The sequence below is a fragment of the Chitinophaga terrae (ex Kim and Jung 2007) genome (assembly GCF_900107795.1).
Classification (GTDB): domain Bacteria; phylum Bacteroidota; class Bacteroidia; order Chitinophagales; family Chitinophagaceae; genus Chitinophaga; species Chitinophaga terrae.
In genome coordinates, this window is record NZ_FNRL01000032.1 from 44,255 (window position 1) to 65,316 (window position 21,062).

Here is a 21,062-nt window from a genome sequence, read left to right on the forward strand (position 1 = left end):
ATAATCATTAGGGACGATGGAACCTATTGTGCGCTGGTAAAAGCAAGTTTATCCTTGCTGTTCGTTTTGTCTATGATCCTGTATACGAGTTTGATCACGCCAAGGGTACCGTCGTAGTTGATCTTGTTGTTTTCCGGAACCAGTGAGTTGGTAGAGAAAGAAAGAACGGGAATATGTTTTTTGAAGAAGGCGGCATGATCAGATACGCCGGCAGTGTTGCTGACGTTCAGGCGAAACCCTTCGGGGCTTACCTGTTGCAGGATGCCGGTCCAGTCGTCAGACGAGCTGCTTCCGTTCACCTGTAGTGGCTGATCGGGCGATAACTGGCCGATGCCATCCAGGTTGATCATATAGTTAACCGTTGACAGGTCAATGGTTGGGTGAGCGGCAAAGTAATTGGAGCCTGCCAGGTTTTGCTCTTTACCTGAAAAGGCTACTACCAGGTAGTTATTATTATGGAGGGAAGAATTGCGTAAAAGCCTTGCCAGTTCGAGCAAAGCGGCGGTGCCGCTGGCGTTGTTGCTGGATTGTACGCTGCTGTCCCAACCTGGGAAGTCGTAATGCGCTCCCAGGATAATAGTACGGTCTGCTTTATTATTGATATAACCGATCACGTTAGTGCCGTTACGCTTGATATTGTCGAAGGCTACGCGGATATTGACCTGGAAGCCGTTGGCGTCATCGGCGCTTAAAAGTTTGCTGGTTGCGTCATTTACCCATACGGCAGGGATGGAAAGAGCTGGTGTCGCTTCCTGCAACCATTTCTGTACTTCGGGTGCATCTACCTTGCCGTTATAGAAGATAACGCCGGTTGCACCGGCCTTTTCAGCTTCTTTTGCCAGGCGGAAGCATTGCTGGAGGGTTGTTAGCTGGCTGGAGGAATCTATATCTTCCATGTTTATGAACCAGATGTTATCGGGTTCATTCACTCCTGTGATCACTTCGCCTTTGGCGGTTTTCTGGGCGCTGAAAGGCAGGGGCAGGAAATCGCGGCCGGTCTTCAGCGTTTGCTGGTCGATTGTCACCGAACAGTTGGCGGAAGGTTCGCGGCTTTCTTTTACTGTAAAGGCCTGGAGGTAACCGTCGTTACCCATTGGGGTAAGTCCGGAGTTTTTCATCTGTTCCGCGAGGTAGTTTGCGGCCAGTTGCTCTCCCGGGGCGCCGGTACTCCGGCTTTCGAGCTTGTTGCTACTTAAAAAAGTGATGTGCGATTGTAGGTTGCCAATGGTTTTTCTGTCCTCTTTTTTCTGTGCATTAACAGATATGGTTATCACAACCAGTGGTAACAGCCAGGTTATCTTTTTCACAGCAATAATATTGGGTGTTAAAGCAAAAGTACGAATTACCCCTATCCATCTATTAAAATCCTGCCAAATCTTTTTTTCTAGTTCATTGTATTTGAACTATTTATAATGTAAATATCATGAATCGTCTTAGCACTGTCATTCAGCGCACCTTCCTGGACGTTAATAGTTGCCAAATCCCTATTTTTGCCCCGTTTTAAAAACGTAGTATGAAGAACACGCCTTTTACTGAGAAGCACATTGCATTGGGAGCGAAGATGGCCCCATTTGCTGGTTACAACATGCCTATTTCCTACACTGGTATTAACGACGAACACCATGCGGTTCGTACAAATGCCGGCGTTTTTGATGTAAGTCACATGGGCGAGTTTATTTTAAAGGGTGAAAATGCATTGGACCTGATCCAACGCGTTACCAGCAACGACGCATCCAAGCTCACTGCCGGTAAAGCCCAGTACAGCTGTTTACCTAACAAAGAAGGCGGGATAGTAGACGATCTGCTGGTATACTGTATTGAAGAAAATAAAGTATACATGTTGGTTGTTAACGCCAGCAATATCGAAAAAGACTGGAACTGGATCAGCTCATTTAACGACAAGGGGGTTGAAATGCACAACATTTCAGATAAAACCTGTTTGTTGGCGATCCAGGGACCTAATGCCGCCAGCATCCTGCAACCATTAACGGATGTAGACCTGATAAATATGAAATACTACACCTTTGCGAAAGGCGCTTTTGCAGGGGTATCCAATGTGCTGATCAGCGCTACCGGCTACACCGGGGCAGGAGGCGTGGAGATCTATTTTGAAGACAAAGACGGCGATGCATCGAAGATCTGGGATGCAATTTTCGAGATCGGCGCTCCGAAAGGACTGAAACCTATTGGCCTGGGCGCTCGCGATACCCTGCGCCTGGAAATGGGCTTCTGCTTATACGGCAACGACATCGACGATACTACTTCCCCTATGGAAGCAGGTTTGGGATGGATCACCAAATTTACCAAACCATTTACATCAAGCGAGCTGTTTGCACAGCAGAAAGCCAATGGAGTAACCCGCAAACTGGTTGGATTTGAAATGATCGACAAGGGAATCCCGCGTCATGATTACGAAATAAAGGATGCAGCAGGTAATGTTATCGGTAAAGTAACTTCCGGTACGCAGTCTCCATCTTTACAAAAAGCAATAGGCCTGGGCTATGTTCAGACAGCCTTTGCAACACCCGAAACAGAGATCTATATAGCCGTTCGCGATAAGGCTTTAAAAGCAAAAGTGGTAAAAGTACCTTTCCTGAGCTAGGAATAGCGGGGTAAAGTTATTAATTTCGTTGGCCGCGTTTCGTACTTCCGGGTGCGAAACGCTTGAAATTTATACCACCATATCTATGCCTACTATTCATTTAACTACCGTTATTCATGCGCCTTTACAGCGGGTGTTTGACCTGAGCCGGAGTATCACACTGCATAAACGCAGTATGGAACACCGGCAGGAAGAAGCTATTAAAGGCCGCACAAACGGGCTGATATCATATAACGAATCTGTGACGTGGCGGGCAAAACACCTTGGCAAAATAAGGGAACTGACCACCCAGATCACAGCCATGCAACAGAACGAGTTCTTTACAGATGAGATGACGCAGGGCGATTTCACTTATATGAAACATGACCACTATTTCAAAGAAATAGATAACGGTACAGTAATGATAGATATCATGGATTTTGGCACCCCATATGGTTGGTTCGGAAGAGTGTTTGAAAAACTTTTTCTTCATAACTATATGACAAAGCTCCTGCAGCAAAGGAATAGTACGATCAAGGATTATGCAGAGAGTGACAAGTGGAGAGTGATCCTTGATTAATTTAAAAACAATTGAATGTCAGAAAATCACAAACCTAGCCTGGAAGTATGTTTATCCCCGGCTTTATTGCATCTGTACGATGTAAAGAACAGTATTGTAGTTATTATTGATGTGCTAAGGGCTACGTCAACTATTTGCACTGCCCTGTACAATGGCGCAGCAAGAGTTATCCCGGTTGCCAGCGTGGAAGAATGCGTGAATATCGGCCGTGCAATTGGCGGTATCACCGCCGGTGAAAGGGATGGCCGGATAGCGGAAGGACTGGTACATGGCAACTCCCCTTTCGAATACCCACGTGAATTTATAGAGAATCAAACGCTGGTGCTGACCACTACCAATGGTACGAAGCTGTTGCATATGGCTAAAGATGCCATCCAGATCATTACCGGTTCTTTCCCTAATATCAGCGCGGTTTGCGACTACCTCGTGGCGCAGGGACAAAACGTCATCCTGGGCTGCGCAGCCTGGAAAGACAGGGTAAACCTGGAAGATACCCTCTTTGCAGGTGCAGTGGTGAATCGTATTAAAGCGCATTTTGATATCAACTGCGATTCTGCCATTGCTGCCGAAACATTATACAATGCAGCAAAAGATGATATCTATACTTTCATGAAGCAGGCCACTCACTATAAAAGACTGGCGAACTTCGGGCTTGAAAAAGATATTCAATATTGCCTCACTCCTGATGGCGCAAACGTGTTACCGCTGTTTAAGAACGGGGAGCTGATAGCAGAATAAAATTGTAAGGGAGATTTTTAACTTTTTCTGAAAAATCTCCCTTTTCATATATAAAAAATTGATTTATATTCTGTTATAATTGCATTATTTGTTAATAACCCAATCTTCTTTCTATCTCCTTTTTACAAACCACCAGTTAAGCGATTTAATAACACTAATAGCACGTTTCAGCTGCGCCGAATTAGAAATTTTCTGCTTACTTTTGTGGATTGCCTTTTTATCAGCTGCAAAAAATTTTTCGATACTTATTAACCCTTGGCTGGTAAATAAAAAAGCAGGCAACAACGAATAGTATGTCGCTACCCCATTTGCTAAAATATGTTTACAACAACGGCACTGATGAAGTGATCCGCAGGGGGAAGCGTATCTTTTCGACAGGAGGGGTTGAATTAATTGAAGCCGATCCAGTCTTAAAAACCGCGACCTTCCGCGTAAAGAGCGACACGCATGCCAATTATTATCGTGTTTCCATCGCAAAATATGGAGATCCAACCGGTATGTCTATTAGGTGCCAATGCCCTTACAACCTGGGGGATATTTGTCGCCATGAAGCTGCTGCCCTTTTTCAGCTCCAGGAAATGCTGGATAAGAACCATTTCGAAAGTTTCGAATCGCATTTTGATCAGCATCATACACTGATCAAAATGAAATCTATTGACCTCAAAACAATCAAACTGCTTACTTCTGCTGCCAGTTTTGAGAAAGCAGAAGAACTGGCTAAAAAAAGCCCTGTAGTAATCAACTCAGCAAAGGATGAAAAAGTAGAAGCGGTGCTCAAATTAGACGGGCACGAATACCCGCTTATCATCCAGCGCAACGAAGAGCGTTTTTTTGATACCCACTGTACCTGCGACGAGTCAGAATATGCGCTCTGCGTGCATAAGACAACACTCTTCCTGCAATTACTGCAAAAATTCGGTCCTTATTATTTCGATACCTTAAGGAACTGGGATAAAGAGAAAAACAAACTTTTATCATTATACGGCTATTCCCTGTCTGATGACCTGGATGGCAAATTCGCGTTCAGTTATACAGATGGAAAACCCTTCCTGAGGGTGCTCGATCCATCTATCAAACGGGTGGATGGCTCTGCGATCGGCCGCCAGGCCGCCAGCCCAGCCCCTCCGCAGCCGGAAGAAACCATTACGATCTCTCAACGGCTGGCTGTTGTTTTCAACGCCAACGAACAATTATACCCGCATTTCAAAATAGACCTGGTAAGCGGCGAAGTCAACGAAGAACAAACAGCCTTCGTTTCCCTGGCCAGCAAACTGGATCTCACGAAGTATGTTGATTTTTACCAGTTCAAGGAAAAAGACAGGGAACTGATAGCTCCTATCCGTAAACTGCAGGGGCCCGAGGTAAGCAAATTCCTCTCTAAAAACTCTCCCTTCGCAGGGATCTGGGAAAACATCACCCACGAGAACGAGGAAGAACTGCCAACAGAAACCAAAGAACTGATGCTGGAATACCTGCATCCTAAACTGGCTAAACTGTTCCCTCAGCTTGCAGAACACAAACTGGTATTTGTTCTCCCTAACCGCCAGGCGTTCAAGACAAAAAACCTGGAACACCTGCAGATAGGGGCCGACAGGTTAAAACTGATCATCAAAACAGAAACGGGAGATACGCACGTAACCATTCGCTGCTACGTGAATATCGAAGGCGAAATGATCAGCATTGCTGATAATGCCTGGGAAAGTTCACTGCTCTTCCTGTATAAAAACGTATTGTACCTGTTCGAGAACCCGCAGGATGCGCTCCATGCGGAACTATTCAGGCAAAACGGCGAACTGCGCATCGCAAACGCCGAATGGCCGGTATACCTGAAAGATTACCTGCTGCCGCTCAGTAAACAATACGATATTCAATTTGATAAAGAACTGCTGGCAGAGGTAGACGACCTGATGCCCGAACCAAGGGTATTCCTGAAAGAGCTGGGAGAAACCTTCATCATCCAGCCGGGTTTTGCCTACCGTCACCAGGAAGTGGAATGGAATGATGAAACAAAGATCACCATCCAGGAAGGGAACAAAGTGCTGATCATCCATCGTAATAAGGAAGCGGAAGATGAGTTTGTAAATAAACTGCGTACCCTGCATACCAACTTCCTGACCAGCGAGAACCATAACTATTTCTACCTGCGCGCTAAGGAAGCGTTGAAGAACAACTGGTTCTTCCTCTTCTTTGACGCGCTGAAAGAGATGAACGTACGGGTATTCGGTTTCGACTCCCTGCGCAACTTCAAGTTCAGTTCTCATAAACCTGTAACCAACCTGCAGATCAGCTCAGGCATCGACTGGTTTGATGCACAGATCGAGGTATTGTACGGGGATCAGAAGGTAAGCATAAAAGATATTAAGCAGGCTTTAGCCAATAAACAAAACTATGTTCAGCTGGCAGACGGTTCACTGGGGCTTTTGCCGGAAGAATGGTTGCGTAAATACTCTCTCCTGTTTAAAGTGGGAGAAGAGAAAGACAAAGGACTTAAGCTCAGCAAATACAATTTCAGCGTAATTGATGAACTCTATGAGTTTATCGACGACGAAGCCGTGGTAATAGAACTGGAACAAAAACGCAGGAAGCTGCTCCAGTTCGACGAAATACGCAATATTTCGCTGCCGCATAACCTGCACGCCAACCTGCGTCCATACCAGGAAAGCGGCTTCCAGTGGCTGAACTACCTGGATGACATCAAGTGGGGAGGTATCCTGGCCGACGACATGGGTCTTGGTAAAACCATCCAGGCGCTGACATTCCTGCAATACTACAAGAACAAAAGCCTGAATAAAACCCTTTCCCTGGTTGTATGTCCTACCACGCTGATCTATAACTGGGAAAATGAGATCAGGAAATTCACGCCTGATATCTCCCATCATATTCATCACGGGCCGGCACGACTGAAAACCGCGGAAGAACTGTCCAAATTTGACGTGATCATCACCACGTACGGAACATTAAGAAGCGATATACAGCTATTGATGAAACTGGAGTTTGATTACGTGATACTGGATGAATCGCAGGCTATCAAAAACCCGCAATCCAAGGTGACCAAGGCGGCACAGCTCCTGCAAACCAAGAACAGGCTGGCTTTGAGCGGTACGCCAATGCAGAACAACACCTTCGATATATATGCGCAGATGAATTTCCTGAACCCGGGAATGTTGGGAAGCGTAGACTTTTTCAGGAATGAATTTGCTACGCCTATCGATAAATTCCAGGACGAAGACAGAAAAGAACACCTCCGTAAACTGATCTATCCGTTCATCCTGCGCCGTACCAAGGAACAGGTGGCAAAAGACTTACCGGATAAGATTGAAACGGTTATCTTCTGCGAAATGGACCCGGAACAAAGGCATATTTACGATGCTTACCGAAATACTTACCGTTCCAAGATCCTGGGTGTGATAGAAGACCAGGGTATTGAACGCTCGCAGCTGACCATCCTGCAAGGCCTGATGAAGCTGCGACAGATCTGTGATTCCCCGGCTATCCTGAATGACACGGAGCAGTATCCTAACCACTCTGTGAAGTTGCACGAACTGACCCGCGAAATTTCAGAGAACATCGGCAACCATAAGGTGCTGATCTTCTCCCAGTTCCTGGGTATGTTAGGCCTGATCAGGGAAAGGATGCAGACAATGAAGATACCGTACGAGTACTTTGATGGCAGCACCTCGACCATGGACAGGGAAAAGGCTATTCAGAACTTCCAGAATAACGATGAGTGCAGGGTATTCCTTATCTCCCTGAAAGCGGGAGGCGTGGGTCTGAACCTGACAGCGGCCGATTATGTATATATCGTAGATCCGTGGTGGAACCCGGCAGTGGAACAACAAGCCATTGACCGTACTCACCGTATCGGGCAAACGAAAAATATCTTCGCTTACCGGATGATCTGTAAAGACACCGTGGAGGAAAAGATCCTGCAACTCCAGGAACGTAAAAAATCGCTGGTGAAAGAGATCATAGCTGATGACAGTGGATTTGTGAAGAAACTGACGAAAGAAGACGTGCTGTACCTGTTCAGCTAATCGATATTTTATTATACGCGAGGCTACCTTTACTTAGTAGAGGTAGCCTTTTTGTTTGTTAAGAACCCTTTCACTTTTTGCATAGACCCTACCATTTCTGCATGGTTTCATTTCCTTTATCTTCTTTCATTTTTCTTATTATTCAATATAATGAACTGAATATAAACGACTTAAATATCTGCTTGAAGGATCTGGCATTTAGATAGCATATCTCCTGGCATCAAATAAACAGATCAAAATGTTACCAGATTCAAAAATTGCCATGTTGATACGCTCACAGTTACCGGGTATTTCTTTCCCGGCCAACGGGCAGCCGGCAGGCAAAGTAGCCGTAAGCAAAGTAATTAACGCGTTTGCCGATTACACAGGCCGAATGATCCGCTCCGGCAGCCTTGGCGAGGTAAAACGTTGTTTTACCATGGCAGGCGTCCTCTATAAGAACGGCAGCAGTACACTCCGTAACGCCATCGAAGGCGTATTCGTTTATGCGCTCTCTCCCCTGCTTCTTAAAAAGCACCAGGCATTGCTCCCGCTGGCATTGAGGAACGTCAGGATTCAACAATTACAAACTATTTAATTCTAAGCGCGATGATGACCGTATTAATGGTTTTAGCCGGTTTGGCGTGTTTTGTCCTCTTTTTCAAGTCTGTCGACTATTTCGAAAACATTTAACAATAAGAAAAATGACTGCACTATTTGTGTTATCCATCCTTGTTTTCGGCTACATGTTATACGTTTTGCTGAAACCTGAAAAATTCTGATAGCAATTATTTTAATCCAAGATATACATGAACACAGCAATTGCAGGCGTTATTGCTACCTATGGCATTACGCTGTTACTGGCCTGGCCACTATCCAGGTACATTGTAAAAGTATTCAAAGGCGATAAAACCTGGCTTGATTTCATGTCGCCCCTCGAAAAGCTCTTCTTTAAAATTTCGGGGATCAACCCGAAAGAAGAGATGAACTGGAAGCAACACATGAAAGCATTACTGACCATTAACCTGGTTTGGTTTATATACGCCTTCTTCGTGTTGATGTTCCAGGACAAACTGCCGTTGAATCCCGATGGCAATCCCGGCCAATCTGCCGACCTGGCATTCAATACGGCCATCAGCTTCCTTGTAAATTGCAACCTGCAGCACTATTCAGGAGAAACAGGCGTGACTTATTTCACGCAGTTGTTTGTACTGGCTTTCCTGCAGTTTGTAAGCGCCGCAACAGGTATAGCAGCACTGGTAGTGGTATTTAAAGCGTTAAAGGAAAAAACAACTACGCAGTTAGGGAACTTCTGGGATATATTCCTGAAAACGATCACCCGCATCCTTTTGCCAATAAGCATTGTAATAGCGCTGATCTTTATTTTCAACGGGATGCCCGCCAGTTTTGAAGGCAAGGACACGGTAGTGACTATGCAGGGCGATACAGTTAATGTATCCAGGGGGCCGGTTGCCGGGTTTGTAGCCATTAAACACCTGGGAACTAACGGGGGCGGATGGTTTGGCGCCAACTCGGCGCACCCGCTGGAGAATCCCAACTACATTACCTGGATGACCGAAATGGTTGCGCAGGTAGTGATCCCGATCGCAATGGTATTTGCCCTGGGGCTCTTCATCCAGCGAAGGAAATTTGCCAATATCATTTTCGCAATAATGACCCTGGGGATGATCATCCTGCTGATCCCTTCCATGCAGCAGGAAATGGCCGGCAATCCAGCTATTGCCAAACTGGGAATAGACCAGGCCGCCGGCGCTATGGAAGGCAAGGAAGTAAGGTTTGGCGCAGCGGCAACCGGCTATTGGAGTACAGTGACTACTATTATTTCCACAGGTTCGGTTTGCGGATGGCACGACAGTACCATGCCTATGACAGGTTTAATGCAGATGCTGGGTATGATGTTGAACTGCCTGTATGGCGGATGCGGCGTAGGTATCCTGAACTATTATATCTATATCATTATCGCGGTGTTCATCTCGGGGCTGATGGTAGGCCGTACCCCTGAATTCATGGGGCACAAGCTGGAAGCCAGGGAAGTGAAGATCGCCGCTTTGATAACGCTTTTATCTCCTTTCCTGATACTGGCTGGTACTGCGCTGTCGTCGTGGATCCTGGTGCATTACCCGGATATAAACTGGGCGGTGAAGCCAGGCGCATGGCTGAATAATCCCGGCTATCACGGGTTTTCGGAAATGTTGTACGAGTATACATCTTCCAACGCCAATAACGGCTCCGGTTTCGAAGGCCTGGGCGACGGAAACGTATTCTGGAACGTAAGCACCGGCTTTGTACTGATCCTTGGACGTTACTTGCCTATCATCGGCCCGGTGGCTATTGCAGGTATTATGGCGTCTAAAAAATATGTGCCCGAATCTGCCGGTACATTAAGAACAGATTCGCTCACTTTCGGGGCAATGACGTTTGCAGTGATTATCATTCTTACTGCCTTGTCTTACTTCCCTGCACTGGTATTGGGGCCGATAGCCGAATATTTTTCCCTGTAAATTCTAATAGACTTAATTAACATGAAGCATAGTAATAAATTGTTTCCTAAAGACCTGGTGATGGAAAGCCTCAGGGAGTCTTTTGTGAAACTGAATCCTAAACTGATGATCAAGAACCCGGTGATGTTTACCGTGGAAATTGGTACAGTGGTGATGTTGATCGTGACCTTGTATGTTTGGTTTACAGGGCACACAGACCAGGGTTCTTTAAGCTGGAACGTGGCGATCTTCCTGATGCTGCTTATCACCGTATTGTTTGCCAACTTCGCAGAAGCTATTGCAGAAGCAAGAGGTAAAGCCCAGGCAGAGAGTTTGAGGAAGACGAGAGAAGATACTCCTGCCAAAAAAGTATCCCTGGTCGGAGAAATATTTACGGATGAAATAAAAGTAGTTTCATCTTCTTCTTTAAGAAAAGGCGACATATTCGTATGCGAGCCGGGAGATATTATTCCCGCCGATGGCGAGATCATAGAAGGGTTGGCAAGTATAGACGAATCGGCCATTACCGGCGAAAGTGCGCCAGTGATCAGGGAAGCCGGCGGCGATAAGTCCAGCGTGGTGGGCGGAACAAAAGTATTGTCTGATCACATTAAAGTAAGAGTGAGCACAGAACCCGGCGAATCCTTCCTTGATAAAATGATTGCCCTGGTAGAAGGCGCCAGCAGGCAGAAAACGCCCAACGAAATAGCATTGACAATCCTGTTGGCCAGCTTCACCATCGTGTTTATCATCGTATGCGTTACCTTAAAACCGTTTGCAGATTATGCTAACACACCTATAACTATTGCCGCCTTTATCTCATTGTTTGTATGCCTGATCCCAACCACGATAGGCGGATTATTATCTGCGATCGGTATAGCGGGGATGGACAGGGCTTTAAGGGCCAACGTGATCACTAAATCAGGAAAGGCAGTAGAAACAGCAGGAGACATTGACGTGTTGCTGCTGGATAAAACCGGTACCATTACCATCGGAAACCGTAAAGCCACTAATTTCTATACAGCCAAAGGCGTGAACCAGGAAGAGTTTATCAGTCTTTGCGCATTAAGCTCGCTGGCCGATGAAACACCGGAAGGCAAATCCATCGTGGAGCTGGCGGGTAAAGAAGTAGTGAACAAACTGTCGATAGCCCAGGCTACCATGGTGAAATTTACCGCCGAAACCCGTAGCAGTGGCGTAGATATGCCCGACGGAAGACGTATCCGCAAAGGCGCCTATGATGCAATTAAAAAATTGACAGAAAGAGAAGGTCACAGTTTCCCTGAAGAAGTACGCACGAGAGTGGAAGCTATTTCCAAAGATGGAGGTACCCCGCTGGTAGTGGCCCTGAACAGTAAAGTACAGGGAGTGATTGAGTTGCAGGATATCATCAAACCCGGCATCAGCGAGCGTTTCGACCGCCTGCGTAAAATGGGCGTAAAAACTGTGATGGTAACAGGCGATAACCCTTTAACAGCAAAATATATTGCTACCAAGGCAGGGGTAGACGACTTCATCGCGGAAGCGAAGCCGGAAGATAAAATGAAGTATATCCGTAAAGAACAGGGCGAAGGGCGCCTGGTAGCCATGATGGGAGACGGAACCAACGATGCCCCTGCCCTCGCCCAGGCCGATGTGGGAGTAGCGATGAACAGCGGTACCCAGGCGGCAAAAGAAGCAGGCAACATGGTAGACCTGGACAATGACCCTACAAAGCTGATCGAGATCGTGGAAATAGGAAAACAGTTGCTCATGACCCGCGGTACATTAACCACTTTCTCTATCGCCAACGACGTGGCCAAGTATTTTGCGATCGTTCCTGCCCTTTTCGTGGCTTCCATCCCGGCTTTGCAGGCTATCAACATTATGAAGCTGCATAGCCCTGAAACAGCTATCCTCAGTGCCGTGATCTTTAATGCTATTATCATTCCGCTGTTGATACCGCTGGCCTTAAAAGGCGTGGCCTACAAACCTATCGGCGCCAGCGCTTTATTGCGCCGCAATCTCCTTATCTACGGAGTAGGCGGGATCATCGCTCCTTTTATCGGCATCAAACTGATAGACATGTTTATAGCGCTATTCTTTTAACTGATTTAAACTATTGAATAAAATGAAAAAGTATCTCTGGCCATCCATCAAGCTGACAATAATACTGATCGTATTGCTGGGCGGCTTATATCCCCTCTTTTTATCTGCAGTGGCCAAAATGGCTCCCGGTAAGGGAGATGGAGTGAAAGTGGTGCATAACGGAAAAGTGGTAGGATATGAAAATATTGCTCAACAGTTTTCTGATGATAAATATTTCCAGCCGCGCCCTTCTACGGTAAACTATAACGCTGCGGGATCGGGAGGCTCAAACAAGGCGGCTGGCAACCCGGATTACCTGAAAAGTGTGCAGGAACGCATAGATACCTTCATGGTGCATAACCCTGAAATTAAAAGAACTGATATCCCGGTAGAGCTGGTAACTGCATCAGCAAGCGGTTTGGACCCTGACCTTTCCCCGGCCGCCGCCCTGGTGCAGGTGCCCCGCATCGCTAAACTCAGGGGTATTGCTCCTGAAAAACTGAAAGATCTTGTGGCCAAAAACACGAAAGGCCCGCTGCTGGGCTTATTTGGGGTGCCAACCATAAACGTATTGAAGTTGAACATCGCATTGGACGAGATGAAGTGAAATCAGCCTTCCCATACCATGAAAGATCCTATGAAAACTCAGCACCGGTAATCCATTACTGGATTGCCGGTGATTATCGGTAACGCCTATATTAAATTATACATGAAAATTAAAGTTATTCTCATATTGGCCAGCCTGCTGGCTGCAGCTATCACTATGTTTGCACAAGACAGTACAAACATCAATAAGAACAGGAAACTTACATTCTCGGGCTATGCGGAAGCGTATTATAGTTACGATCTTAATAAACCATCGGGCCATTTAAAACCGGGTTTCTTATATAACTACAACCGGCATAATGAGCTGAATCTTAACCTGGCTATGTTAAAGGCCAACTATACCTCCGACAGGGTGAGAGGCAATCTCGCACTGATGACGGGTACATATGCCCAGTACAACCTGGCGGCTGAACCATCGGTATTCCAGTATGTATATGAAGCCAATGTGGGGATAAGAGTGGGCAGGCAGGTATGGATAGATGCCGGTATTATGCCGGCTCATATCGGCTGGGAGAGCGCTATCGGGAAAGACTGTCCTACCCTTACCCGCAGTATAGCTGCTGAAAACTCGCCGTACTACGAAACGGGGGCTAAAATTACCTGGACGCCCAACGACAAGTGGTTATTCTCCGCCATGTACCTGAACGGCTGGCAGAGGATCAGGAAAGCCGATGGAAGCCAAACCCCTTCTTTTGGCACCCAGATCACTTTTAAACCGAGTGCAAAAGTCTTGTTGAACTGGAGCACTTATGCAGGCAGCGACCTGCCGGATAGCACCAGGCAAATGCGCTATTTTAGTGATGTTTATGGTACCTTTAATATAACAGACTGTTTTAGCCTGGTGGCAGGTTTCGACTACGGCATACAACAGGTTGCCAAAGGCAGCAGCAGTTATAACAGTTGGTATAGCCCTGTTATTATCGGGAAGGTTGCAGTAACAGACAAGATAGCAGTTGCAGGGCGGGTAGAATATTACAGCGATGCGCATGGCGTTATTATCAATACCGGTACAGGCAATGGTTTTAAAACGTTGGGTTATTCCCTGAACTTCGACGTTAGCCCTGCAAACAACGTGCTTTTCAGGATAGAAGGCCGGGTGTTCGACGGGAAGGATAAGATCTTTATCAGAGGAACAGACCTGGCAAACACCAATACCTCGCTTACAGCTTCGCTGTCGGTTTGGTTTTAGCTTATAATTATGGATACAAAAGAAGCATCCGTACAACATTTCCTGGAGCTGGCCAACAGGAGCGGCAGAGGGAAGTTTAAGATCTACATAGGCATGAGCGCCGGGGTAGGTAAAACCTACCGTATGCTGCAGGAAGCGCATGCCATGCTGAGGAACGGTATCAATGTTCAGATCGGGTATATAGAAACCCATGGGCGAACAGAAACCCATGCGTTGCTCGACGGCCTGCCGCAGATCCCAAGGCGGCAGGTATTCTATAAAGGTAAAATGCTGGAAGAGATGGATCTTTCAGCTATTTTGCTGTTAGCGCCCGACTGGGTTGTGGTAGATGAATTAGCTCATACCAACATCCCGGGTAGTAAAAACGAAAAACGCTGGCAGGATGTAGTAGACCTGCTCAATGCCGGTATAAATGTTATCTCGGCGGTTAATATACAGCATATCGAAAGCATTAACCTGGAGGTAAAATCTATTACCGGTGTTGAAGTAACAGAGCGGATCCCCGACCTGTTGCTGAAAATGGCGGATGAAGTAGTGAATATAGACCTGACGGCCGATGAGTTGATCACAAGGCTGAAAGAAGGAAAGATCTATGACAGGTCGAAGGTTGAGAATGCGTTAAGTAATTTTTTCCAGGCAGATAAGATATTGCAGTTAAGAGAACTGGCGCTGAAAGAAGTAGCTACGCAGGTGGAAAGAAAAGTGGAGACGGAGATACCGCGCAGCCTGCAGATGCGTCATGAAACTTTCCTGGCCTGTATTTCAAGCAATGATGAAGCGGCGAAGAAAGTGATCAGGAAAACCGCGAGGCTGGCAACTTACTACCATGCCGACTGGTACGTGTTATACGTTCAGACCCCCAGGGAAAGCGCAAACAAAATTGCATTGGCCAGCCAGCGCCACCTGATCAACAACCTGAAACTAGCCACTGAACTGGGGGCGGAAGTATTGCATGTACAGCATTCCAGCATCTCAACCGCCATCATTGATACGGCGCTGGCTAAACAGGTTACCACTATTTGCATGGGAAAACCTCATATCAGCCTTTTCCGCATAATTTTGAGAACCAATCTTTTTAACCAACTGTTAAAAACTTTGTCGTCCAACGATATTGATATCATCATATTATCATGAATAAGTTCAGGTTAAAAACGAAAATTACAGTAGGGGTACTTTTCCTTTATTTGATGCTGCTGCTGGTAAGTGTGTTGGGGTACTACTACCTGAACAGGCTAAACGAAAAGGCAAAAGTTATATTGAAGGATAATTACGAGTCGCTCGACTACTCCAAGAATATGCTGGTTGCCCTGGAAGATATGCATAATAACCGTGATAGCGGCATCCATGCTTTTGAGGCTAACCTACAAAAACAAAGCATCAATGTTACAGAACCCGGGGAGAAAGCGGCTACCCAGGAAGTAGCTACGGCCTTTGCTGCATTCAAAAACGGGAGCAACGGGGATGTAAGCGTAATAAAGCGGGGCATCTACAAGATCATGGACCTGAACATGAACGCCATTGTTGGCAAGAATGAAAAGGCAAAGAAAGCGGCTGATCATGCCCTGATGTATATTGCCATTATCAGCGGTATCTGTTTCTTATTGGGATTTACCTTCGTTTATAATTTTCCCGGGTATATTGCCAACCCGATCCACGCGCTGACGGAGGGTATAAAAAGTATTGCCAACAAACAGTATAGCAAACGACTGTATTTTAAATCAGACGATGAATTTGGAGAACTGGCGGCGGCGTTTAATACCATGGCCCAGCGACTGGATGAATATGAACATAGCAATCTTGCACGCATCCTGTTTGAGAAGCAACGTGCGGAGGCGGTGATCAGCAGCCTGAAAGATGCTACTATTGGGTTAGACAACAACAATGTTATCCTGTTTGCCAACACCCCTGCCCTGCAGTTGCTGAACCTGAAAGAGAAAGACCTGGTAGGCAAGCCTGCCGCAGAAGCGGCCCAGCGCAACGATCTGCTGCGGTTTATGATCAATACCGGCGAAAATGCTCCCGTTAAAATTGTGGTAGACGGCAAGGAAGCCTTCTTTACAAAGGAGATGAGCGATATTACCCATGAAGAGAACCGTATCGGTTACATCATCATCCTCCGGAATATCACTTCCTTTAAAGAACAGGATTTGGCTAAAACCCACTTCATTGCTACCATTTCTCATGAACTTAAAACACCGCTGGCCGCTTCTGATTTCAGTATTAAGTTATTGGAAGATGAAAGAACAGGAACGTTGTCTGCAGAACAGCGGGAATTGATCGATAGCCTGAAGCAGGATAACAGGAGGATGATCCGGATTGTGAGCGAATTACTGGACCTCTCACAGGTCGAAAGCGGGAATATACAACTGAAGCCCCAGGCGGTAGCTGTAACCAATATATTGAACTATGCGCTGGATGCGGTTAATAAACAAGCGGCGCAACGGAATGTAATGATAGAAGAACATGTTGCAGAGAACCTGCCGGAAGTGGTGGCCGACGTTGAAAAAACAGCCTGGGTATTGGTTAACCTGCTGACCAACGCGATCAGGTATTCTGCTGATGGAGGGAAAATATTACTTGATATAAACGAGTCCCCTTCCGGACAGGTAGCATTTTCGGTCCAGGATTTTGGAAAGGGCATACCTGCGGCTTTCCAGGATAAGATCTTCCAACGGTTTTACCAGGTGCCGGGCGCTAAGCAGATACAAGGCAGCGGGTTAGGGCTTGCTATCAGCAAGGAGTTTATTGAAGCCCAGGGTGGCGTTATTGGTGTAGAAAGCGAAGAAGGCAAAGGCAGCCGGTTCTTCTTTTCATTGCCTGTAGCCTAGGTATTTGCCAGGTGTTCTTCGATATAGTGTACGTTTTGAAGATAGATAGACTGTATTTGTTCTACCCGTTCCTTTACATTGTCGAGGTTTATCATCTGCCTGGCGTCCATTTCCAGTTCTTTAGCCATTTGTGAAGCGTCGGGCATGCCGGCAACGGAAAGGTTGAACTTTACCTGGTGGGCAAGGATGTAAAAGTTGTTCCATTTTTTTTCATCTGCCAGCCGTTGAAGCTCTTCAAACTTTTGCGGCAGTTGCTTGACCAGTTCTTTCAGCAATTTTTTAACGCTGGCTTTATTGCCGGAGAACATCCGGTATACGACATCAAAAGATAAGCCCTCCTGAACCGGGGCGGCAGCCGTTGTTGCGGTTGTTGCCGGCTCGGTTATTTTTTCTCTTGTTCCCTTAAGTATTTTATAGACCAGGTCTGCCGGCTCAAAGGGCTTGGAAACATAATCATTCATGCCGGCCTGGAGGCATCTTGCTTTTTCGTCTTTCAGTGCGGAAGCTGTCATGGCAATGATATAGGTGTTGATGTTTTTATTTCTTATCTGCCGGGTTGTTTCATATCCATCCATTTCGGGCATTTGTATATCCATGATGATGCAATCATATTTTTTGTAGTCCAGGATTTGCAGGGCTGTTTTCCCGTTTTGAACAACATCTGCCCTGGCGCCTGCGTCGTGCAGCGTCTGGAATGCAACCTGCTGGTTGATATCATCATCTTCCACGATAAGTATATTTTTCCCGATCAGCGGGGCATCGGTTTTGGCCAGCCTGTCTGTTTCTTCTGCAACCGTATTTTCTGCGCTGACCTGGAATGGGAGTTCTAAATGGAAAGTGGCGCCGGCATTCAGGCTGCTTTCTACTTTAATGCTTCCATTCAATAACCCGATCAGTTCTTTAGTGATGGCCAGTCCAAGGCCCGCTCCCCCATATTTGCGGGAGTTGCTGGCATGGGTCTGGGAAAAGCTTTTGAAGATAAGTTCATGTTTTTCGGGTTCGATCCCGATCCCGGTATCGATAATGGTAAAAGCGATGTTGACCTGGTTTTCCGTTGTTTGTTTTGAGGCGAGGGATATTTTTACGGTAATGCTTCCTTTGGAGGTGAACTTGATAGCATTTTCCGCGAGATTGGTCAGTATCTGGGTGAGCCTTACATCGTCGCCTACCAGGTGTTGAGGGATATTCTTATCTACCTGGGTAATGAAGGTCAGCCCTTTATCTTCCGCCTGTAATTTCAACGGTAACAGGGTATTGGCAACAACTTCATGGATATCGAACACCTCTTCCTGGATATTCAGTTTACCGGCCTTGATCTTGGAGAAGTCCAATACTTCGCTGATAATAGACATCAGCCGGATAGCAGACGACCTGATGGCGGTAACGTAGTTGAGCTGTTTGGGTGTGAGTTGGTTTTTCATCAGCAGGTTGGTCATGCCGATGATGCCATTCATAGGCGTTCTGATCTCATGGCTCATATTGGCCAGGAACATTTCCTGGGCGGCGATGGCTTCCTTTCCTCTTTTGTTGGCTTCTTCAACGGCTGCGATGTAGTTGGCTTTTTCTGTAAAGTCCTGCCCTATGCCGCAGATGCCTATCATTTCATTATCGGCATTCCGTAAAGGGAATTTTGTGATCAGGAAATGATATTCTTTGCCATTCCTGTAAATAGTATCTTCCAGCTTTACCCTGGTGTTGGTGGCCATCACCTCTTCGTCGAGCGACGAATATTTATGTACCCATTCGAAAGGCAGTTCCTTATCTGTTTTACCAATAATATCTTTCTTCGCTACATTCATCATCTCCGAAAACCGGTTATTAACGAGCAGGTACCTGCCTGGCATGTCTTTTACGAACATCATGGAAGGCATGTAGTCGAGGATTGCTTCGAGTCGTTCCTGCAGGTATTGGACCTGGTCTTCGTTTCTTTTCTCCTTATCTATATCCCTGACCATACATTGAAATTCTTTTACCCTGCCATCAATATCGTAGATAATGGTAACCAGTTGTTCTACCCATTTTTTATTCCCGGCTTTGGTGATGATCTCGAACTGTTTAAAGGAGTAATCGTCGCCGTTCTTAACCTGGTTCATGTAAAACTCCTGCAGTTCTTTATGCGTCTCTTCCGACAGGAAGATGGAATAATGTTTTCCTACCAGTTCGGCGCTGGTATAGCCTGTCATTTCCGCGGCGCGTTTGCTCACGGATATAAAATGCCCGTCGAAACTGGATTTATATATGATCAGTTCAGATTCTTCGGCCAGGCGGATAAACGATTGTTCCCGTTTATGGAGTTGGTTGGCGCTCCTGCGTAGTTTCATGAACAGGCGGTAAATATATCTTCCTTCGCCGATGAGCAGGATCAGGGTGAAGATGCTGATGATGATGGTTGTCCAGAAAGAATAAAGGGTATAATGAAGATCTTTATCTACCTGGTTGATCAGCTTATTGCGATGGAGTTGTATAAAGGCGTTGACTTCTGTAAGCAGGGAAGCCCGCAGCGCAGTTCCCCCGGAGGCGGTAATGAGTTGCCTGGCCAGTTGCGGATCGTTGGGGGTTGCATTTAAGACTTCCTGGTTATAGTTCTTTTTTTCGTTGACAATGCGTTGAAGGTTAAACAGGATGGTATTGGAGGCGCTGTCTAGCAACCCGTTTCCCTGCAGGTTGTTGAAGATACGCTGGATACTATCGGGGATTGCCAGGTATTCCGGGGACAGTTGCGTGTTATTTTTCAGGAGCATGTTCCTGATCGCGGTGGTATATTGGTTTTCCAGCATGGCAATGCTTCTTACCTTGTCGATCAGGCGATTGGTCTCTGTCATGGTTGCGGCGGCAGTCCGGCTTCGTTTCTGGACCATCCAGGCGTAATAAACAAAACCCACCAGCGCCATTACTACTACCAGCACTAAAGCTAATACAGTATTGAGTATTTTCTTCATCCTAAAAGATTCGGGGGCAATTTGAAAGCATTGGCAGGGGTTATGACGGTATTTAAGGAATTGTTACTTCAAATTAGCATATTTTATATGAATATTGCTATTCATCTTTGTTCAAATTTCTGGTCATCTGGAAAAGTTGTTAGCCAAAAATCAGTTTTTGTGTACTTTCGGGAACGCGAATGTTTACACGCAAACTTATTTTTCAATATTTTAACCAATTGTGTTACAATCATTCCATTATATTTGCCTAATATTCTTTTTCCCAAGTATGTATAATTTATGAAGAAAATACTTTTTACCCTTGGTCTGATAGCTGTTTCTTTAGGGGTTTTTGCGCAGGACGGCGGCTCTCCGATGAATAAAGCGGTTAATAAGCTAACCCGTTCCAACGACTTCCTGATGGTACAAATTGCCTATGAAGGCTGGTCAGGAACTCCGGATAGTATCAAGACAGGTCTCAACCGTGGGTTTAACATCGCCCTAATGTACGATTTCCCGTTCAAAAAGTCCAAACTGAGCATTGCGCCAGGTATTGGTATCAGCACCAGCGGCGTTTATCTTAAAGATCATACAATGGATATCCAGGGCAGGTTAAACGCTAACCAGGTTTCTTTCCCTGTAACCAATACAAAGAAGAATAAAGTAGCTACCACTTACATAGAAATTCCCGTGGAATTGCGCTATCGCAGCGTTCCTGATAATGCCAACAAAGGCTTTAAAGCTGCTATCGGCTTAAAGATAGGCGCCCTGGTAGATGCACATACCAAAGTAAAATATACCGGCGCTAACGGTACCAAGAACATAGATAAAGATGCAAACAGGGGATTCTTCAACCCATGGAGGTTTTCTGCTACCGGCCGTATAGGTATGGGCAACATTGCCCTGTTCGGTTCTTTTGCCCTGAATCCATTACTGAAAGACGATAAAAGCAATGTTGATATCAAAGCTTACCAGATCGGTATAGCCATCAGCGGCTTATAATAACGATATTCTAAAAAGTAAAAGGGTCCCTGCAATGCG

General features: G+C 46.0%; 15 protein-coding genes. 13 read left to right on the top strand and 2 right to left on the bottom strand.

Going from position 1 to position 21,062, the window contains the following annotated elements; all coding sequences use genetic code 11:
* Positions 1-23: 23 nt before the first annotated feature.
* Positions 24-1,307 (bottom strand): M28 family metallopeptidase, encoded by a 1,284-nt coding sequence (locus BLV62_RS24360; RefSeq protein WP_089765152.1) that lies wholly within the window; start codon positions 1,305-1,307, stop codon positions 24-26.
* Positions 1,308-1,513: 206 nt separating this feature from the next.
* Here BLV62_RS24360 and gcvT point away from each other — a divergent pair, with 206 nt between their 5' ends.
* The 12 genes from gcvT (at position 1,514) to BLV62_RS24420 (ending at position 17,103) form a co-directional block, all read left to right on the top strand.
* The gene (gene gcvT / locus BLV62_RS24365) at positions 1,514-2,602 is read left to right on the top strand and encodes a glycine cleavage system aminomethyltransferase GcvT (protein WP_089765153.1); all 1,089 of its coding nucleotides are present in this window, start codon (positions 1,514-1,516) and stop codon (positions 2,600-2,602) included.
* An 85-nt stretch (positions 2,603-2,687) separates the two neighbouring features.
* Entirely contained in the window at positions 2,688-3,161 is a 474-nt protein-coding gene (locus tag BLV62_RS24370) for an SRPBCC family protein (RefSeq protein WP_089765155.1), read from the top strand.
* 15 nt (positions 3,162-3,176) lie between these two features.
* On the top strand, positions 3,177-3,899 hold the full coding sequence (locus BLV62_RS24375; RefSeq protein WP_089765158.1) for a 2-phosphosulfolactate phosphatase: 723 nt from the start codon (positions 3,177-3,179) through the stop codon (positions 3,897-3,899).
* A 293-nt stretch (positions 3,900-4,192) separates the two neighbouring features.
* Positions 4,193-7,933, top strand: coding sequence for a DEAD/DEAH box helicase (locus BLV62_RS24380; RefSeq protein ID WP_089765160.1), 3,741 nt, complete (start codon positions 4,193-4,195; stop codon positions 7,931-7,933).
* Positions 7,934-8,171: 238 nt separating this feature from the next.
* Positions 8,172-8,510: a DUF7674 family protein gene (locus BLV62_RS24385; protein ID WP_139170385.1), complete on the top strand. Its 339-nt coding sequence runs from the start codon at positions 8,172-8,174 to the stop codon at positions 8,508-8,510.
* A gap of 106 nt (positions 8,511-8,616) precedes the next feature.
* Positions 8,617-8,694 (top strand): potassium-transporting ATPase subunit F, encoded by a 78-nt coding sequence (locus tag BLV62_RS28190; RefSeq protein WP_139170387.1) that lies wholly within the window; start codon positions 8,617-8,619, stop codon positions 8,692-8,694.
* A 27-nt stretch (positions 8,695-8,721) separates the two neighbouring features.
* Positions 8,722-10,434 carry a potassium-transporting ATPase subunit KdpA gene (gene kdpA, locus BLV62_RS24395; protein WP_089765166.1) on the top strand — a complete coding sequence of 571 codons (1,713 nt, stop codon included), beginning with the start codon at positions 8,722-8,724 and terminating at the stop codon, positions 10,432-10,434.
* A gap of 21 nt (positions 10,435-10,455) precedes the next feature.
* On the top strand, positions 10,456-12,501 hold the full coding sequence (gene kdpB / locus BLV62_RS24400; RefSeq protein ID WP_089765168.1) for a potassium-transporting ATPase subunit KdpB: 2,046 nt from the start codon (positions 10,456-10,458) through the stop codon (positions 12,499-12,501).
* Positions 12,502-12,523: 22 nt separating this feature from the next.
* A complete protein-coding gene (kdpC, locus tag BLV62_RS24405) occupies positions 12,524-13,087 on the top strand; it encodes a potassium-transporting ATPase subunit KdpC (protein ID WP_089765170.1) in 564 nt (187 codons plus the stop codon).
* A gap of 102 nt (positions 13,088-13,189) precedes the next feature.
* A complete protein-coding gene (locus BLV62_RS24410) occupies positions 13,190-14,275 on the top strand; it encodes a porin (protein WP_089765188.1) in 1,086 nt (361 codons plus the stop codon).
* A 9-nt stretch (positions 14,276-14,284) separates the two neighbouring features.
* A complete protein-coding gene (locus BLV62_RS24415) occupies positions 14,285-15,409 on the top strand; it encodes a universal stress protein (protein WP_089765172.1) in 1,125 nt (374 codons plus the stop codon).
* Positions 15,406-17,103, top strand: a complete 1,698-nt coding sequence (locus BLV62_RS24420) for a sensor histidine kinase (protein WP_089765174.1) — start codon at positions 15,406-15,408, stop codon at positions 17,101-17,103. Before BLV62_RS24415 ends, BLV62_RS24420 begins: the two co-directional genes overlap by 4 nt.
* Here the strand turns inward: BLV62_RS24420 and BLV62_RS24425 are convergent.
* On the bottom strand, positions 17,100-20,042 hold the full coding sequence (locus BLV62_RS24425) for a PAS domain S-box protein (RefSeq protein WP_089765176.1): 2,943 nt from the start codon (positions 20,040-20,042) through the stop codon (positions 17,100-17,102). The two genes, BLV62_RS24420 and BLV62_RS24425, sit on opposite strands and share 4 nt — an antisense overlap.
* A 279-nt stretch (positions 20,043-20,321) precedes the next feature.
* Between BLV62_RS24425 and BLV62_RS24430 the strand changes: the two genes are divergently transcribed.
* On the top strand, positions 20,322-21,023 hold the full coding sequence (locus BLV62_RS24430; RefSeq protein WP_089765178.1) for a porin family protein: 702 nt from the start codon (positions 20,322-20,324) through the stop codon (positions 21,021-21,023).
* Positions 21,024-21,062: the final 39 nt, after the last annotated feature.

Coding starts and splice junctions, on each gene's coding strand:
- BLV62_RS24380 (WP_089765160.1), top strand. CDS start 4,193: ATGTCGCTACCCCATTTGCTAAAATATGTTTACAACAACGGCACTGAT.
- BLV62_RS24370 (WP_089765155.1), top strand. CDS start 2,688: ATGCCTACTATTCATTTAACTACCGTTATTCATGCGCCTTTACAGCGG.
- BLV62_RS24375 (WP_089765158.1), top strand. CDS start 3,177: ATGTCAGAAAATCACAAACCTAGCCTGGAAGTATGTTTATCCCCGGCT.
- BLV62_RS24420 (WP_089765174.1), top strand. CDS start 15,406: ATGAATAAGTTCAGGTTAAAAACGAAAATTACAGTAGGGGTACTTTTC.
- BLV62_RS24425 (WP_089765176.1), bottom strand. CDS start 20,042: ATGAAGAAAATACTCAATACTGTATTAGCTTTAGTGCTGGTAGTAGTA.
- kdpA (WP_089765166.1), top strand. CDS start 8,722: ATGAACACAGCAATTGCAGGCGTTATTGCTACCTATGGCATTACGCTG.
- kdpB (WP_089765168.1), top strand. CDS start 10,456: ATGAAGCATAGTAATAAATTGTTTCCTAAAGACCTGGTGATGGAAAGC.
- BLV62_RS24385 (WP_139170385.1), top strand. CDS start 8,172: ATGTTACCAGATTCAAAAATTGCCATGTTGATACGCTCACAGTTACCG.
- gcvT (WP_089765153.1), top strand. CDS start 1,514: ATGAAGAACACGCCTTTTACTGAGAAGCACATTGCATTGGGAGCGAAG.
- BLV62_RS24410 (WP_089765188.1), top strand. CDS start 13,190: ATGAAAATTAAAGTTATTCTCATATTGGCCAGCCTGCTGGCTGCAGCT.
- kdpC (WP_089765170.1), top strand. CDS start 12,524: ATGAAAAAGTATCTCTGGCCATCCATCAAGCTGACAATAATACTGATC.
- BLV62_RS28190 (WP_139170387.1), top strand. CDS start 8,617: ATGACTGCACTATTTGTGTTATCCATCCTTGTTTTCGGCTACATGTTA.
- BLV62_RS24415 (WP_089765172.1), top strand. CDS start 14,285: ATGGATACAAAAGAAGCATCCGTACAACATTTCCTGGAGCTGGCCAAC.
- BLV62_RS24430 (WP_089765178.1), top strand. CDS start 20,322: ATGAAGAAAATACTTTTTACCCTTGGTCTGATAGCTGTTTCTTTAGGG.